Genomic DNA, 14344 nt, shown 5'->3' on the forward strand with positions numbered 1-14344 from the left:
CCCGGCTCCCGCTCAGCTGCTCCGGATAGGCTCGCAGCCTCAGGCGAGGGCCTGAGCACGAGCCTGGGGGGCCCACGCACATGCGCGCACTACGTATCACCTTGATCGTCGTCGTGATACTCGGCGGCCTCTTCGTGGCCGCCGACCGCATCGCGGTGTACATCGCGGAGTCGAAGGCCGCAGACAAGATCAAGAGTTCACAGGGCCTGACCACCACGCCCAATGTCTCGATCAAGGGCTTCCCGTTCCTCACCCAGGTCGCGGGCAAGGAACTGGACGAGGTCGACGTCGGTGTGGACGGGCTGACCACGGCCACGGGGGACGGCCGCAGCGTCCGGGTCACCGAGCTCGACGCGAAGCTGCACAACGTCCGCATCTCGGGCAGCTTCTCCTCGGCCAGCGCCGACCGCGCCACCGGCTCGGCCCACATCAGCTACGCGGACCTCTCACAGGCCGCCGGTCCGGGGGTGACCGTCGGCTACGACCCGTCGGGGTCCAACAAGGTCAAGATCACCGGCAGTCTGCTGGGCCTCTCCCTCTCCGCCCACTCCCAGGTCACCATCGTGAACGGGACCACCATCCGGCTGCACGCCGAGTCCATCCCGGGCGGCAGCATCCCCCAGTGGGAGGACAAGGTGCGCGAGAAGGCCGACATCGAGCGGAAGATCGAGGGACTGCCCACCGGCATGCGGCTCGACAAGGTGGAGACCACCAAGGACGGCATAGACGTCTCGGTCACGGGTAATGACGTCCAACTGACGGGCTGACGCGATCGACACCAGGGGCGTCCGATCACGCCCCTGGTCCATTCACTGAGACGATCTCGTCCGCGTCCATGACCGCCCGTGGCCTTCGCCTGCCCGGGCGGCCCCGCCTCCGGGGCGCGCACCACGCTCTCATCTCAGTCCCCGGACGATATCGTCTCATCATTCGACACGCCGGTGACATGCCCGCCTGTCCGTCCCTACGATCGGACGCATGAAGCGACAGGCGGATCTCACGAAGCGGCGGGCAGTCGACCTGTGCCGTGTCGCCGCCATGCTCTGTCGCACCGTCTGAACGGGACGCGGTCCGGCACGCCTCGGACCGGCCCCCCTCTTCGGCCCGTCAGCCGGGCCTTCCCGCACTTTCGCTCGTACGCTCGCCGCACGCCCCGCGCGGCGCATCGTCGCGAGCGTGCCCGTACCGCCGCAACTGCCCCGGAGGAGAGAACATGAGCCGCAGTGACGTCCTGGTGGACGCCGAGTGGGTCCAGGCCCGGATCGACGACCCCAAGACGGTCATCGTCGAGGTGGACGAGGACACGTCGGCCTACGACAAGAACCACATCAAGAACGCCGTCCGGATCGACTGGAAGCAGGACCTCCAGGACCCGGTGCGCCGTGACTTCGTCGACCAGGCCGGCTTCGAGAAGCTCCTGTCGGAGAAGGGCATCGCCAACGACGACACGGTCGTCCTCTACGGCGGCAACAACAACTGGTTCGCGGCATACGCCTACTGGTACTTCAAGCTCTACGGCCACCAGGACGTCAAGCTGCTCGACGGCGGCCGCAAGAAGTGGGAGCTCGACTCCCGCGACCTGGTCGCCGAGGTTCCGACCCGCGCGGTGACCGAGTACAAGGCCAAGCCGCAGGACGCCTCCATCCGCGCCTTCCGCGACGAGGTCGTCGACGCCATCGGCTCGCTGAACCTCGTCGACGTGCGCTCCCCCGACGAGTTCTCCGGCAAGCTGCTCGCCCCGGCCCACCTCCCGCAGGAGCAGTCGCAGCGTCCCGGCCACGTGCCGAGCGCCCGCAACATCCCGTGGTCCAAGTCGGCCAACGACGACGGCACCTTCAAGAGCGACGACGAGCTCAAGGAGATCTACGAGGGCGCGGGCGTCGACCTGGCGAAGGACACCATCGCCTACTGCCGCATCGGTGAGCGCTCCGCTCACACCTGGTTCGTCCTGCACGAGCTCCTGGGCCAGACCAACGTCAAGAACTACGACGGCTCCTGGACCGAGTACGGCTCGCTGGTCGGCGTGCCGGTCGAGCTCGGCGCCGACAGCTGACCCCCCTCCCTCGAACGCGCCCCCGAACGTAAGGACAGACATCCATGTGTGGAGCCAAGGCCGGCGGCCCCGACGCCTCGACGATCAAGCCCGGTGAGACCACCATCCAGGGTTCGGTGACCCGCGACGGCGAGCCCGTCACCGGCTACGTCCGGCTGCTGGACAGCACCGGCGAGTTCACCGCCGAGGTCCCCACCTCCGCGACCGGACAGTTCCGTTTCTACGCCGCGGAGGGCACCTGGACGCTGCGTGCCCTGGTTCCCGGCGGTACCGCGGACCGCACCGTCGTCGCCCAGAAGGGCGGGCTGGCGGAGGTCGCCATCGCCGTCTGACGCGTGACGGCGCGTCGTGACACACGGCCGGAGGGCCGCACCCCGGGGTTGGACGCCTCGGCGGGGTGCGGCCCTCCGTCTGTCCGCGCGGGTCCTCGGCCTGTCGGAGCCGGGCCTGTCGGTGCCGGTGTCCTTCGTCTGTCGGCGCGGCGGCCTGGGACGTACGCTGGACATATGTACGCGCGACGCCGCCACGCATATTTTTTCCTGATGGGCGCGTGTCTGACGCTCTTCATCTCGGCGTGGGCCTTTGTGCGCCTGTGGTCCGTACCCGCCGCGGTCGCGATGTGCATCGTCGCCATGGTGATCCCGCCCCTGGCCGCCATAGTGGCCAACCGCCGGGGTCCGGACGACCGGTGGTGGGACGAGTCGGGGGACGAGGAATCCGACCGGTGGTGGCGGGAGCTGGACGAGCACAACCACCGGCATTGACCACCAGCACAACCGCCCCGGCCGATCGGGGCCCGGCAGGGGCCACTGACCGGGCCCCGGCCGGGGCGCAGAGGACCGCTCCGGTGGACCGCGGTGCCCAGGACCGCCCTGGTGGCCGGGGCGTTCAGTGCCGCCTCAGTAGCCAAGGCGCTCAGGACCGGCCTAAGCGGCCTCGATGAAGTCCGGTGCGGTTCGGGTGTGCCCCGAAGGGGCGCGGGGCTGTGTCGATGTGCGGCTCCGCTGCGGCTATGTCCATGTGCGGCTCCGCCGCGTGGGACCAGCCACGACACAGCCGCGGATGAACGACCGCACCTCGCCGCACTTCCCGCGGAGCGCTCAGTACACGAGCGCCTGGACGCCGTCCGGCATGATCTCGCTCACGAAGACCTGAGCGCCCGCGATCCGGGCCCCCTCGATCAGATCCTTCTCCTCGATCTCGCGGCGCGCCGCACACTGGGTGCACACCGTGATCTGGCCGCCGCCCGTAAGGATGCCGTCGATCAGATCCGGCAGCGGCGCCGCATGCGGCAGCTCGAACTCCGCCGCCCGACCCGGCAGCGCGAACCACGTCGACTCCCCGGTCAGCCAGAGCGAGACCTCGACCCCGCTCGCCGCGGCCACCGCCGCCACCGTGAACGCCTGGGAGCACCGCTCGGGAGCGTCCGCGCCCGCCGTCACCTTGATCACCAGCTTCTTCGCCATACGCCAACCTTAGGGTCGGCGCGCCGGCCCGGGCGCGGCACGGCGACCTGTCTCCACCGGCCGCCCCGGCGCCGACTAGACTCGGTGCCGTCCGTCATCTGTTCCGAGGAGCGCGCTCGTGCTTGAGGCAGTCTTCACCACCCTGATGATCCTGGTCGCCGTGGCCACGCTCGGCTTCGCCGCACTGACCTGGAAGAAGCTGTACCAGGGCCAGCGCTGAACCCCTCCCGCCCGGCCGTCACGGCTCGACTCTCGACAGATCGCCTGAATTCATGATCCAGATTCCCTCCGACCTCCACCCGGACCTCGTGCCGCTCGCCTTCCTCCTGGGCAACTGGGAAGGCGCGGGCGTATCGGACTTCCCCGGGGCCGAGAAGTGCAACTTCGGCCAGGAGGCGACCTTCACGCACGACGGCCGCGACTTCATCGAGTACGTCTCGCACACCTGGGTGCTGGACTCCGAGGGCAAGAAGGTGCGCCCCCTGGAGACCGAGTCCGGCTACTGGCGGATCGACAAGGACCGCAAGGTCGAGGTCGTGATGAGCCGGGACCAGGGCATCGTCGAGGTCTGGTACGGCGAGCTCGCGGAGGGCAAGCCGCAGATCGACCTGGCGACGGACGCGGTGGCGCGCACCGCGCACGCGGCCCCGTACGCGGGCGGCAAGCGGCTCTACGGCTACGTCAACAGCGATCTGATGTGGGTCGGTGAGAAGGCCACCCCCGAGGTCGAGCTGCGCCCGTACATGTCCGCGCATCTGAAGAAGGTCGTCGACCCCCGGGAGTGGGCCAAGGACCTCAAGGACCTGCCGGACGACGGGATCGCCTTCTTCCGCTGAGCGCTCGAGCGCTTGAGCGCTCGAGTGGTCGAGTGGTCGAGTGGTCGAGTGGTCGGGCGCTTGAGCGCTTGGGCTCCTGGGCTCATGGGCGGGCCGTTCCAGCTGCCGCCGAGCCCGGCTCTTCCGTGCCGCGGCCGGTTCCGCCCCTGTGTGTCCGGCCGGTAACCGCGCGCCCGCCTACACTTGCACCGTGGCGACCACCGACTGGAAGAGCGATCTGCGGGAGCGCGGCTACCGGCTGACCCCGCAGCGCCAGCTCGTGCTCGAAGCCGTCGATCACCTGGAGCACGCCACTCCGGACGAGATCCTCACCGAGGTGCGCCGCACCGCGAGCGGCGTCAACATCTCCACGGTCTACCGCACGCTGGAGCTGCTGGAGGAGCTGGGTCTGGTCAGCCATGCCCATCTCGGCCACGGCGCCCCCACGTACCACCTGGCCGACCGGCACCATCACATCCATATGGTGTGCCGCGACTGCACGGACGTCATCGAGGCCGATGTCTCCGTGGCCGACTCCTTCACCCGGCAGCTCCGGGCGGACTTCGGCTTCGAGACCGATCTGAAGCACTTCGCGATCTTCGGCCGGTGTGCCGCGTGCTCCGCCCGACAGCGCGGTGGGGACGACGGCCAGAACGGCTCCGGTGAGGGCCGAGCGCGCAGGTCGTAGGCTGAGTTCATGAAGAGCCCTTTGCTGTCGCTGCCCGGCGCCGTCCCCGGCGAGGGCCCCGACGAAGGCGTCGCCGCCCACTACGGCGACCTGTTCCGCGAGCAGCGCGCGCTCGCCGACGGCACCGGCTTCGTGGACCTCTCGCACCGCGGAGTGGTCACGGTCAGCGGTGCCGACCGGCTGAGCTGGCTGCATCTGCTGATCACCCAGCACGTCAGCGACCTCCCGCCGGGCCAGGCCACCGAAGCCCTGATCCTCTCCGCCCACGGCCATATCGAACACGCGCTCTATCTCGTCGACGACGGTGAAACGACCTGGGCCCATGTGGAGCCCGACAGCCAGCGCGATCTGATCGCCTACCTGGAGAGCATGAAGTTCTTCTACCGGGTCGACATCGCGGACCGCACCGACGACTTCGCGGTCGTCCACCTCCCGGCGGGCAGCATCACCGAGGCCCCCGAGGACACCGTCGTCCGCGAGACCCCGCACGGCCGGGATCTCTTCCTGCCGCGTGCCCGGCTCACCGACTTCGCCGAGGCGAGCGGGCCGGCGATCGGGGTGCTGGCGTACGAGGCGCTGCGGGTCGAGGCCCACCGGCCGCGGGTCGGCCTGGAGACCGACCACCGCACCATCCCGCATGAGCTGGGGTGGATCGGCTCCGCCGTCCATCTGCAGAAGGGCTGCTACCGCGGCCAGGAGACCGTCGCCCGGGTGCAGAACCTGGGGAAGCCCCCGCGCCGGCTGGTCTTCCTCCACCTCGACGGCAGCGAGGTGACGCTGCCGTCCCACGGCGCGCCCATACGGCTGGCGTCGGAGGGCGAGGAGGGCCGCCAGCTGGGGTTCATCACCTCCTCGGCCCGCCACCACGAGCTGGGGCCGATCGCGCTCGCGCTGGTCAAGCGCAATGTGCCGGTGGACGCGGAGCTGATCGCCGACTCCACGGCCGCCGCGCAGGAGACGGTCGTGGAGCCGTGAGTCCGGTGCGGTAGCGCCAGACCTCGGGGTGAGGTAGTCCACCACCACCGCGTCGCGCCATACCTCGGGGTGGGGTCGCGCCATACATCGAGGTTGGGGTCGCACCAGACCTCGAGGTTGGGGTCGCGCTAGACCTCGATCAACACCGTGAACGGGCCGTCGTTCGTGAGCGAGACCTTCATGTCCGCTCCGAACCGGCCCGTTTCCACGTGCGCGCCCAGCTTCCGCAGCTGGGCCACCACCTCGTCGACGAGCGGTTCGGCGACCCCGCCGGGCGCCGCCGCGTTCCAGGTGGGACGGCGCCCCTTACGGGCGTCGCCGTAGAGCGTGAACTGGCTGATGACCAGCAGCGGGGCGGCCGTGTCCGAGCAGGACTTCTCGCCCTGGAGGATCCTTACGGACCACAGCTTGCGGGCGAGCTGGGCCGCCTTCTCCGGAGTGTCGTCATGCGTCACCCCGACCAGCACGCACAGCCCCTGGCCGACGATCTCGCCGACCGTCTCGCCGTCCACGACGACGTTTGCCCCGTTCACTCTCTGTACCACAGCTCGCATACCGACCATCATGCCGTGCGTCCATCCGGGGCCGATCGGGTGGAGAGCCGCTGCACAGGGAGCATCACTGGTGGCACGATGCGTGCAGGCGGTGCAAGCGGGCAGGAACTGCGGGAATGACGCATCGCTGGAGGGGACGGACACCAATGACCACACCGGGCACCGGCCAGCCCATGGCCACCGAGGGCCTGCTGCCGCCACGGCCGCCGAGCCAGCGCGGCGGGCGGCTGGCCGACTCCGCCGCCGTGACGGCGCCGACCATGGCTCCCACGTCCGCGGCGGCGAGCGGACTGCACGCACTGCGCCTTCCGGAACTGCGGGCGCTGCGCCGCGCGGCACAGGGCGAGGAGGCGGATCTGAGCTATCTGCGCAGACTGCTGCAGGGCCGGATCGACATCCTCCGCGCCGAGCTGGGCCACCGCCGTGACCCGGCGCCCGCGGCGGCCGCGGCACAGCCGTCCGCCGCGCTGGTGGACCGGCTGCCGGAGATCCTCGCGGACCTCCCCTCACGGCATCGCTCCTCGGCCCGCCATGTCACCCTCGGGACGCCGCAGGGCGCCGAGTACGAGCGGCTGGCCGAGGAGATGCTGGCCGAGGTGGGCCTCTCCGATCTGCGGGCCCGTACGGACGAGGAGCTGCGCGGTGCGATGGCCCGCCTCGTCGGCCATGAGCAGCAGGTGTCGCGGCGGCGGCAGGAGCTGCAGCGGACGGCGGACGGCTGCAGTGCGGAGATCGCGCGCCGGTACCGCGAGGGAGAGGCGCAGGTGGACGACCTGCTGGCGTAGGCGTCCGGGGGGTGCTTGCCCAGCCGTCTCCCGGGGGCTCCCGCCGGGGGCTCGCCGAGCGGTCCACCGGGGGCTCCCGCCGGGGGCTGGCCCAGCCGTCCATCGGGGCTCGCCGAGCGGTCCACCGGGGGCTCGCCGAGCCGTCCACAGGGTGCGGTGTGATGAAAGTACCTGGTCCACAGGCTGGGGAAATCGGCGTGCGGCCGGTGGCGGCGGACGCCTAGCGTGTGGGCATGGCCGTCGAACTCCGCACCCCGCTCGCCGATTCCGATCTGACCAGCTGGACCATCGCGCTCAACGCCGGCTTTCTGCGTCCGCCGGAGGCGCCGAAGGAAGAGGTGGAGCTGCGGCGGGAGCAGATGGACCTGTCCCGCACGCAGGGGGTCTTCGACGGGGACCGCTGCGTCGCCACCTTCCGCAGCTTCGCGCAGCGGCTGACGGCGGTCGGCGGGGCGGACGTCCCCGCCGACGCGATCAGCAATGTCGCGGTGTCGCCCACCCACCGCCGCCGGGGCCTGCTCAGCCGGATGATGGAGCACGACCTGCGCGCCGCCAAGGAGCGGGGCGACGCGGCGGCCACCCTGATCGCGGCCGAGTACCCGATCTATGGGCGGTACGGCTTCGGCCCGGCCACCTGGATCACCGAATGGCAGGTGGACGTCCCCCGCGCCGGGCTCGACCCACGCCACTCGGCTCCGTCGGACGGCGGCCGGGTCGACTTCGCCGATGCCGACGAGGTCCGGAAGCTGGGCCCCGCCCTGCATGAGCGGCTGCGCGCCCGGCAGCACGGCGTCATCGACCGCCCGGACAGCTGGTGGCGGATCGCCACCGGCCGGCTGCGCTACCCCAACCGCCCCTGGACCGAGCCGTTCTATGTCCTCTACCGCTCCCCCGACGGCTCGGTGGACGGACTGCTCGCCTATACGGCGGACGACCGCTGGGAGGGCAACAAGCGGCCGCACAACACCGTCACCGTGCTCGAGCTGATGGGAGTCACCCCGGCCGCCGAGCGGGCGCTGTGGCACTTCCTGTTCTCCGTCGACTGGGTGACCCGGGTCAACACCGGTAGGCGCGCCCCGGACGATCTGCTTCCGCTGCTGCTCGGCGACCCCCGCGCCGCCCAGGTCGCCATGCACGCCGACTGGCTGTGGCTGCGCCCGCTGGATGTGCCCCAGCTCCTGGAGACCCGTACGTACCCGGTCGAGGGCTCGCTGGTGCTCGAGCTGCACGACGCCGCCGGGCTGGCCGGTGGCCGCTATTTCCTGGAGGCGGGCCCCGACGGCGCGGCGTGTGCGACCACGAGCCGCCCGGCCGACCTGACCATGGACATCGGCGAGTTGGGCACCATATGGCTGGGCGACGAGTCGGCGGTCCGGCTCGCCTCGCTGGGCCGGATCGCCGAGGAGCGCCCGGGCACGGCGGCACTGGCGGAGCGGCTGCTGCGGACGCCGCGACGCCCCTGGTGCCCCGACAGCTTCTGAGGTGGCGGCGCCCCACCCGACCGGCGCTGGGCGGCCGACGCCGGGCGATCGGCGGTCGGCGGTGGGCGGTGGGCGGCCGACGCCGGGCGATCGGCGCTCAGCAGCAGGACTTGAGCAGTCGGCGCGCGCCCGCGCCCTGCTCACCGAGCCGGTCGTACGGGTTGGCCAGCGCGCATTTGTCGATCGACAGACAGCCGCAGCCGATGCAGTCGGTGAGGTGGTCGCGGAGGTTCTCCAGCTGTTCGATGCGCTCGGTGATGTCCGCGTGCCAGCACTCCGAGATCCGGGCCCAGTCCTCCTTGGTGAGGACATGGTCCTCGGGGAAGAGCCCGAGCACCTCCCGGATTCTCCCCAGCGGGATGCCGACGCGCTGCGAGGAGCGGACGAAGGCGACGCGGCGGAGCGTATCGCGGGTGTAGCGGCGCTGATTGCTGGAGGTGCGACGGCTGTGGATCAGCCCCTCGCGCTCATAGAAACGCAGCGCGGAGGCGGGCACTCCGCTCCGCTGCGAGAGCTCGCCGACCGTGAGCTCATGGGTCTTCCAGGTCAATTGCGTCATAGGGCCGAGGGTAGCTTGACTTCAACCTTTGTTTAAGTCCGAGGCTCTTCCCATGGCTACTGACACCGCCGTCTCCACGGCCGCAGCCCCCACCGACACCGACTCCCCCATCCGGCTCGCCGTCATCATCGGCAGCACTCGCGACGGCCGCTTCGGGCCGAAGGTCGCCGAATGGTTCGCCGGCCATGCGACGCTCCGCTCCGACATGACCGTCGATGTCGTCGACCTGGCCGAGACCCCGCTGCCCATGGACCTCACCCACCGGCCCGGCCCCGATGACCTCGCGGCCCTGGAGGCCGTGACGCCCCGGCTGGACGCGGCCGACGCGTTCGCCGTGGTCACGCCCGAGTACAACCACAGCTACCCGGCCTCCCTGAAGAACGCGATCGACTGGCACTTCACCCAGTGGCAGGCCAAGCCGATCGGCTTCGTCTCCTACGGCGGCATCTCCGGTGGCCTGCGCGCGGTCGAGCATCTGCGGCCGGTCTTCGCCGAGGTCCACGCCGTGACCGTCCGGGACACGGTCAGCTTCCACAACGCGCACGGGCTCTTCGAGGAGGACGGACGGCTGAAGGACTCCGAGGGTCCTGACACCGCCGCCGGGGCGATGCTCAACCAGCTCGCCTGGTGGGCGCGGGCCCTGCGCACGGCCCGCACCACCCACCCGTACGGCACCTGATGCCCCCGGCGGCGCCGACCCCGTCGACCCCCGTCGACCGGCGCCGCCGGAAGCGTGGCTCAGGCCGTGCCGCCGGAAGCGTGGCTCAGGCGGTGCGGCGGCGGAAGAGCACCCCCGACAGCCCGGCCGCCACCGCCAGGATTCCGCCGCACCACACCAGGGCCTGCCAGGCGCTGTCGCCGACCGGCCGGTCCAGCAGCAGCCCGCGCAGCGCCTCGATGACCGGGGTCACCGGCTGGTGCTCCGCGAATCCGTGCAGCCAGCCCGGCATGGTGTCGATCGGCACGAACGCGCTGCTGGGATACGGCAGGAACATCATCAGGAAGGTGAACCCGCCCGCCGCCTCCGGTGATCTGGCGATCAGGCCGAAGCAGGCCGACAGCCAGGAGATCGCGAGGATGAACATCAGCAGGATGCCCGCCACGGCCAGCCAGTCGAGCGGACCGGCGTCCGGCCGGAAGCCGATGAGGAAGGCCACGCCGAAGACGATCGCGGTCGCCACCGTGTTGCGCAGCACGCTCGCGGCCACATGGCCCGCCAGGATCGGGGTGCCGCCGATGTCCAGCGACCGGAAGCGGTCGACGATGCCGCCGGTCATGTCATGGGTGACGGTGACCGCCGTATTGGCCGAGCCGAAGCCCGCGCACAGCAGCATCACCCCGGGGACGACATAGGTGACGTACTCGGTGCCGGTGTGGATGGCGCCGCCGAAGAAGTAGACGAAGACCAGCATCAGCATGATCGGCAGCAGCATGGCGGTGAGCACCGCATCCAGGTTGCGCCTGGTCAGCCGGATCGTGCGGCCGGTCAGAACGATGGCGTCAGACACCGGCCGTCTCCTTCTCGCCCGTGGCGTCGCGGCTGCCGCCCTCACCGTCATGGCTCTCGCCCTCGGCGGTACGGCCCTCCGCGGTGTGGCCGGTCAGGGCCATGAAGACGTCGTCGAGCGTGGCGCTGTGCACGGTGAAGCGGTCCACGGCGCGGCGCTCGGGGTCGATCTCGTCGAGCAGCGCCCGCACTTGGGCGGCGCTGCCGTCCGTCGCGACGCCCAGCGTCAACCGGTCGGCGTCGCTCCACACGAGCCGTACGCCCAGTTGGCGCGCGACCCTCCCGTAGTCGGCGACATCGCCGAGCACCAGGTCCAGCCGCTGCCCGGCCACCCGCTCCTTGAGTTCGGCCGAGGTGCCCTCGGCCACCACCCGGCCGCCGTCCACCACCGCGATGCGATCGGCCAGTTGGTCGGCCTCCTCCAGGTACTGGGTGGTGAGGAAGACCGTCACCCCATCCGTCACCAGCCCCTTGACCACGTCCCACATGGCCTGCCGGCTGCGCGGGTCGAGTCCGGTGGTCGGCTCGTCGAGGAAGATCACCTCGGGGTGGCCGACCAGACCCGCGGCGAGGTCGAGCCGGCGGCGCATCCCGCCGGAGTAGGTGCCCACGGTGCGGCGGGCGGCGCCGGTGAGATCGAAGCGCTCCAGCAGTTCCCGTGCGCGGCTCCGGGCCTCGGTGCGGCCGAGCCGGGTCAGCCGCGCCATCATCCGCAGGTTCTCCTCGCCGGTCTGCATCTCATCCACCGCGGCGTACTGGCCGGTGAGGCTGATGGCGCGGCGGACGCGGCGGCGGTCGGTGACGATGTCGAAGCCCGCGACGCGGGCCCGCCCGGCGTCCGGCGGCGTCAGCGTGGACAGGATCCGCACGGTCGTGGTCTTGCCCGCCCCATTGGGGCCGAGCAGCGCGAAGACGCTGCCGGGCGCGACCGACAGATCGACGCCCCTGAGCACCTTCACCGCCCCGTAGGACTTCTCGAGGCCGCTTGCCTCGATGGCTGGTCGATGGGCCATGGCTCCCCCACTCCCTCTTCTGCGTATGCCATACGCTCTACTGCGTAGGGTATACACATCTCTAGGATGGCGGTCAATCGAGCACACCTGAGCACCACGCACGTACGGAGGTCCCGAGGCCATGGCCACCGAGGAGAGCGGCACCGGCCTGCCGACGAGCATCGAGGCCGCCTGGGGGCTACGGGAGCGCCCGGGCAAGGGACCCCGCCCCGGGCTGACCCTGGGCCGGATCGTCGACGCTGCCGTGGCCATCGCCTCGGCGGACGGCCTCGGCGCGGTCTCCATGAGCCGGGTCGCGGCCGAGCTCGGCGTCTCCACGATGTCCCTGTACCGCTATGTCTCGGCCAAGGACGAGCTGCTGACGCTGATGGAGGACGCGGCCTACGGCGCCCCGCCGCCCGGCGATCCGGCGAAGGACTGGCGGGCCGGGTTCACCGACTGGGCCTGGTCGCTGCGCACCGCCCTCGGCCGTCACCCGTGGGTGGTGAACGTCCCGATCAGCGGCCCGCCCTCGACGCCCAACTCGGTGGCCTGGATGGAGCGCGGACTGGCCTGCCTCCGCCACACACATCTCAGCGAGAACGAGAAGATCTCCGTACTGATGCTGGTCAGCGGCTTTGTCCGCAACGAGGCCCGGCTGACCTTCGACATCCTGGCGGCCAGCCGGCGCAGCGGGGACAGCCTCGAAACCTCCATGGCGGCCTGGGCCAGACTGCTGGGGAAGCTGACCGACGCCGAGCGCTTCCCGGCGGTGACGGCGGCGCTTCAGGCGGGGGAGCTGGACACCCCGGGCGGCCCTGACGACGAGTTCGTCTTCGGCCTGGAGCGGATTCTCGACGGTGTGGAGGCGCTGGTCAGCGCGCGGAGCTGACGGTCCTGCACCGCCGGCCGTCCGACGCCACTGGCGTCCGGCCCTGGCCAGATATTTGCACATCCTGGCCATCCGGCCACTCGTCGGTCCCGGGCCCGTTTCGCAGCATGGTGGTCATGAATGTGCTGTGGATTTTCGCCCACCCCGAACAGCGGTCCCTCAGCGGGGCGTTGCGCGACGAGGGGCTGCGCGCCCTGCGGGAGGCGGGCCATGACCACCGGCTGTCCGACCTCTACGCGATGCGCTGGAACCCCGTGGTCGACGGCGCCGACTTCCGCCATGACGCGAGCGAACGCCTCATCGTCGGGGCCGCCTCGCAGCGCGCCTATGACGCGGGGACGCTGAGCGAGGACATCCGCGCCGAACAGGAGAAGATCGCCTGGGCCGACGCGCTGATCGTGCAGTTTCCGCTCTGGTGGTACGGCATGCCCGCCATCCTCAAGGGCTGGTTCGACCGCGTCTTCGTCAAGGGTTTCGCCTACGGGGTCAGAGGGCCGGACGGACGCACCCAGCGCTACGGGGACGGCAAACTGGCCGGTAAGCGCGCCATGGTGGTCCTGACCGCGGGGGCGCCCGAGGACACCATGGGGCCGCGCGGTGTCAACGGCGACATCGGCGATCTGCTGTTCCCGCTGCACCACGGCACGTTCTGGTACAGCGGTATGTCCGTGCTGCCGCCGCATGTGGTCTACGGCGCGGACCGGGTACCGGCCGAGGCGTACGAGGCCCATGCCGCCGCGCTGCGGAAGCGGCTGGCGGACCTGCCGGCGGAGGAGCCGATCCCGTTCCGCCGCCAGAACGGCGGGGACTACGACGAGCGCCTGGTGCTCCGGCCTGATGTGCTGCCGGGCCGGACCGGTCTCTCCGTGCACTACGCATGGCCCCAGGCCCAGCGCGCCCAGGACGTTTTGAGCGAGGAGGACCAAGGCTCTCGGGGCGCGTTGAACGGCTAGGAGGGCGAGCCCAGGTCCAGCCGCCAGTCGTTGCACCGCATCATCGTCCCCAGCGGATACTCGACCTCGCACTCCTCGACCAGGGTGAACCCGGCCTTGCGGCACACCCCGTTCGACGCGGGGTGGCCGACGGACGGATAGGCGTGCAGATACCGATGGGTCCGCTGTGCCGCGGCCGCCCGGGCGACCTCCCCCGCGGCCACGGCGGCGATCCCCCGCCCCTGGAACGCCGGCAGCACGGCCCAGCCGGTCTCGTACACCGACTCGCCCCGCCACTCACGCTCCCAGTACCCGATGCTGCCGACCGTCTCCCCCTCCGGCAGCAGCACGATCCGGTACATCCGCCCGGCGCCCGGCCCGGTCAGCTCCGCATACCGGCGGTGGCGGACCAGGATCTGCTCCTCGCTCTCCGGTCCGCCCAGGTGGTTCGTCATCTCCGGGCTGTTGACGCCACGCAGCAGCTCCAGGCAGGACGCGCTGTCCTCCCACGGCTCCAGCCGCACCCGCACCCCGCTCGCCCCACCGGACATCCGCCGCCTCCCGCCGTCAGCACACCCTGCGCCCGCGTTCCGTTCATTCGACCACGGGGGTACGACAACGGCGCCGCGCCCGGATCCGGACCCG

At 71.0% G+C, this 14344-nt stretch carries 19 protein-coding genes; 13 read left to right on the forward strand and 6 right to left on the reverse strand.

Annotation, left to right across the window (positions count from 1 at the left end):
* Positions 1-80: 80 nt before the first annotated feature.
* The 5 genes from J8403_RS20005 to J8403_RS20020 all read left to right on the forward strand — a co-directional run bounded on the left by J8403_RS20005 (position 81) and on the right by J8403_RS20020 (position 2817).
* On the forward strand, positions 81-767 hold the full coding sequence (locus J8403_RS20005) for an LmeA family phospholipid-binding protein (protein ID WP_211124373.1): 687 nt from the start codon (positions 81-83) through the stop codon (positions 765-767).
* A 211-nt stretch (positions 768-978) separates the two neighbouring features.
* Entirely contained in the window at positions 979-1059 is an 81-nt protein-coding gene (locus J8403_RS44750; protein WP_350203226.1) for a putative leader peptide, read from the forward strand.
* 154 nt (positions 1060-1213) lie between these two features.
* Positions 1214-2053 (forward strand): sulfurtransferase, encoded by an 840-nt coding sequence (locus tag J8403_RS20010; RefSeq protein WP_211124374.1) that lies wholly within the window; start codon positions 1214-1216, stop codon positions 2051-2053.
* A gap of 44 nt (positions 2054-2097) precedes the next feature.
* Entirely contained in the window at positions 2098-2385 is a 288-nt protein-coding gene (locus J8403_RS20015; protein WP_028814639.1) for a DUF1416 domain-containing protein, read from the forward strand.
* Between the two features lie 174 nt (positions 2386-2559).
* Positions 2560-2817: a DUF3099 domain-containing protein gene (locus J8403_RS20020; protein ID WP_014053929.1), complete on the forward strand. Its 258-nt coding sequence runs from the start codon at positions 2560-2562 to the stop codon at positions 2815-2817.
* A gap of 336 nt (positions 2818-3153) precedes the next feature.
* Here the strand turns inward: J8403_RS20020 and J8403_RS20025 are convergent, their stop codons facing one another.
* A complete protein-coding gene (locus tag J8403_RS20025) occupies positions 3154-3519 on the reverse strand; it encodes a DsrE family protein (RefSeq protein WP_161560493.1) in 366 nt (121 codons plus the stop codon).
* A 272-nt stretch (positions 3520-3791) separates the two neighbouring features.
* Between J8403_RS20025 and J8403_RS20030 the strand changes: the two genes are divergently transcribed.
* The 3 genes from J8403_RS20030 to ygfZ all read left to right on the forward strand — a co-directional run bounded on the left by J8403_RS20030 (position 3792) and on the right by ygfZ (position 5997).
* Positions 3792-4355, forward strand: coding sequence for a heme-binding beta-barrel domain-containing protein (locus tag J8403_RS20030; protein ID WP_078642748.1), 564 nt, complete (start codon positions 3792-3794; stop codon positions 4353-4355).
* A 190-nt stretch (positions 4356-4545) separates the two neighbouring features.
* Positions 4546-5022 (forward strand): Fur family transcriptional regulator, encoded by a 477-nt coding sequence (locus J8403_RS20035; protein WP_059145971.1) that lies wholly within the window; start codon positions 4546-4548, stop codon positions 5020-5022.
* A 9-nt stretch (positions 5023-5031) separates the two neighbouring features.
* Positions 5032-5997 (forward strand): CAF17-like 4Fe-4S cluster assembly/insertion protein YgfZ, encoded by a 966-nt coding sequence (gene ygfZ, locus J8403_RS20040; protein ID WP_211124375.1) that lies wholly within the window; start codon positions 5032-5034, stop codon positions 5995-5997.
* Between the two features lie 128 nt (positions 5998-6125).
* On the opposite strand, the gene dtd is transcribed toward ygfZ, so the two are convergent.
* Positions 6126-6551 (reverse strand): D-aminoacyl-tRNA deacylase, encoded by a 426-nt coding sequence (gene dtd, locus J8403_RS20045; protein ID WP_093470424.1) that lies wholly within the window; start codon positions 6549-6551, stop codon positions 6126-6128.
* 146 nt (positions 6552-6697) lie between these two features.
* Here dtd and J8403_RS20050 point away from each other — a divergent pair, with 146 nt between their 5' ends.
* Together J8403_RS20050 and J8403_RS20055 are read left to right on the forward strand one after the other, a co-directional pair.
* Positions 6698-7336 (forward strand): RsiG family protein, encoded by a 639-nt coding sequence (locus J8403_RS20050; protein WP_210565734.1) that lies wholly within the window; start codon positions 6698-6700, stop codon positions 7334-7336.
* A gap of 233 nt (positions 7337-7569) precedes the next feature.
* Positions 7570-8817: a GNAT family N-acetyltransferase gene (locus J8403_RS20055; RefSeq protein ID WP_211124376.1), complete on the forward strand. Its 1248-nt coding sequence runs from the start codon at positions 7570-7572 to the stop codon at positions 8815-8817.
* 97 nt (positions 8818-8914) lie between these two features.
* On the opposite strand, the gene soxR is transcribed toward J8403_RS20055, so the two are convergent.
* On the reverse strand, positions 8915-9376 hold the full coding sequence (soxR, locus tag J8403_RS20060) for a redox-sensitive transcriptional activator SoxR (RefSeq protein WP_211124377.1): 462 nt from the start codon (positions 9374-9376) through the stop codon (positions 8915-8917).
* Between the two features lie 52 nt (positions 9377-9428).
* Here soxR and J8403_RS20065 point away from each other — a divergent pair, with 52 nt between their 5' ends.
* Positions 9429-10055, forward strand: a complete 627-nt coding sequence (locus J8403_RS20065) for an NADPH-dependent FMN reductase (RefSeq protein ID WP_211124378.1) — start codon at positions 9429-9431, stop codon at positions 10053-10055.
* An 85-nt stretch (positions 10056-10140) separates the two neighbouring features.
* On the opposite strand, the gene J8403_RS20070 is transcribed toward J8403_RS20065, so the two are convergent.
* Entirely contained in the window at positions 10141-10935 is a 795-nt protein-coding gene (locus J8403_RS20070; protein ID WP_425519814.1) for an ABC transporter permease, read from the reverse strand.
* Positions 10877-11896: an ATP-binding cassette domain-containing protein gene (locus tag J8403_RS20075; protein ID WP_211124379.1), complete on the reverse strand. Its 1020-nt coding sequence runs from the start codon at positions 11894-11896 to the stop codon at positions 10877-10879. The genes J8403_RS20070 and J8403_RS20075 overlap by 59 nt, the downstream gene beginning before the upstream one ends.
* Before the next feature lie 121 nt (positions 11897-12017).
* Here J8403_RS20075 and J8403_RS20080 point away from each other — a divergent pair, with 121 nt between their 5' ends.
* On the forward strand, positions 12018-12767 hold the full coding sequence (locus tag J8403_RS20080; RefSeq protein WP_211124380.1) for a TetR/AcrR family transcriptional regulator: 750 nt from the start codon (positions 12018-12020) through the stop codon (positions 12765-12767).
* Between the two features lie 116 nt (positions 12768-12883).
* Positions 12884-13720 carry an NAD(P)H-dependent oxidoreductase gene (locus J8403_RS20085; RefSeq protein ID WP_211124381.1) on the forward strand — a complete coding sequence of 279 codons (837 nt, stop codon included), beginning with the start codon at positions 12884-12886 and terminating at the stop codon, positions 13718-13720.
* Here the strand turns inward: J8403_RS20085 and J8403_RS20090 are convergent.
* Positions 13717-14250: a GNAT family N-acetyltransferase gene (locus J8403_RS20090; protein WP_211124382.1), complete on the reverse strand. Its 534-nt coding sequence runs from the start codon at positions 14248-14250 to the stop codon at positions 13717-13719. The genes J8403_RS20085 and J8403_RS20090 overlap by 4 nt on opposite strands.
* Positions 14251-14344 lie beyond the last annotated feature (94 nt).

The sequence above is a fragment of the Streptomyces yatensis genome (assembly GCF_018069625.1).
Lineage (GTDB): Bacteria > Actinomycetota > Actinomycetes > Streptomycetales > Streptomycetaceae > Streptomyces > Streptomyces yatensis.

Coding starts and splice junctions, on each gene's coding strand:
- J8403_RS20070 (WP_425519814.1), bottom strand. CDS start 10,935: ATGACGGTGAGGGCGGCAGCCGCGACGCCACGGGCGAGAAGGAGACGG.
- J8403_RS20010 (WP_211124374.1), top strand. CDS start 1,214: ATGAGCCGCAGTGACGTCCTGGTGGACGCCGAGTGGGTCCAGGCCCGG.
- J8403_RS20005 (WP_211124373.1), top strand. CDS start 81: ATGCGCGCACTACGTATCACCTTGATCGTCGTCGTGATACTCGGCGGC.
- J8403_RS20065 (WP_211124378.1), top strand. CDS start 9,429: ATGGCTACTGACACCGCCGTCTCCACGGCCGCAGCCCCCACCGACACC.
- J8403_RS20020 (WP_014053929.1), top strand. CDS start 2,560: ATGTACGCGCGACGCCGCCACGCATATTTTTTCCTGATGGGCGCGTGT.
- J8403_RS20085 (WP_211124381.1), top strand. CDS start 12,884: ATGAATGTGCTGTGGATTTTCGCCCACCCCGAACAGCGGTCCCTCAGC.
- J8403_RS20025 (WP_161560493.1), bottom strand. CDS start 3,519: ATGGCGAAGAAGCTGGTGATCAAGGTGACGGCGGGCGCGGACGCTCCC.
- ygfZ (WP_211124375.1), top strand. CDS start 5,032: ATGAAGAGCCCTTTGCTGTCGCTGCCCGGCGCCGTCCCCGGCGAGGGC.
- J8403_RS44750 (WP_350203226.1), top strand. CDS start 979: ATGAAGCGACAGGCGGATCTCACGAAGCGGCGGGCAGTCGACCTGTGC.
- soxR (WP_211124377.1), bottom strand. CDS start 9,376: ATGACGCAATTGACCTGGAAGACCCATGAGCTCACGGTCGGCGAGCTC.
- J8403_RS20030 (WP_078642748.1), top strand. CDS start 3,792: ATGATCCAGATTCCCTCCGACCTCCACCCGGACCTCGTGCCGCTCGCC.
- J8403_RS20055 (WP_211124376.1), top strand. CDS start 7,570: ATGGCCGTCGAACTCCGCACCCCGCTCGCCGATTCCGATCTGACCAGC.
- J8403_RS20075 (WP_211124379.1), bottom strand. CDS start 11,896: ATGGCCCATCGACCAGCCATCGAGGCAAGCGGCCTCGAGAAGTCCTAC.
- J8403_RS20090 (WP_211124382.1), bottom strand. CDS start 14,250: ATGTCCGGTGGGGCGAGCGGGGTGCGGGTGCGGCTGGAGCCGTGGGAG.
- J8403_RS20015 (WP_028814639.1), top strand. CDS start 2,098: ATGTGTGGAGCCAAGGCCGGCGGCCCCGACGCCTCGACGATCAAGCCC.
- dtd (WP_093470424.1), bottom strand. CDS start 6,551: ATGCGAGCTGTGGTACAGAGAGTGAACGGGGCAAACGTCGTCGTGGAC.
- J8403_RS20080 (WP_211124380.1), top strand. CDS start 12,018: ATGGCCACCGAGGAGAGCGGCACCGGCCTGCCGACGAGCATCGAGGCC.
- J8403_RS20050 (WP_210565734.1), top strand. CDS start 6,698: ATGACCACACCGGGCACCGGCCAGCCCATGGCCACCGAGGGCCTGCTG.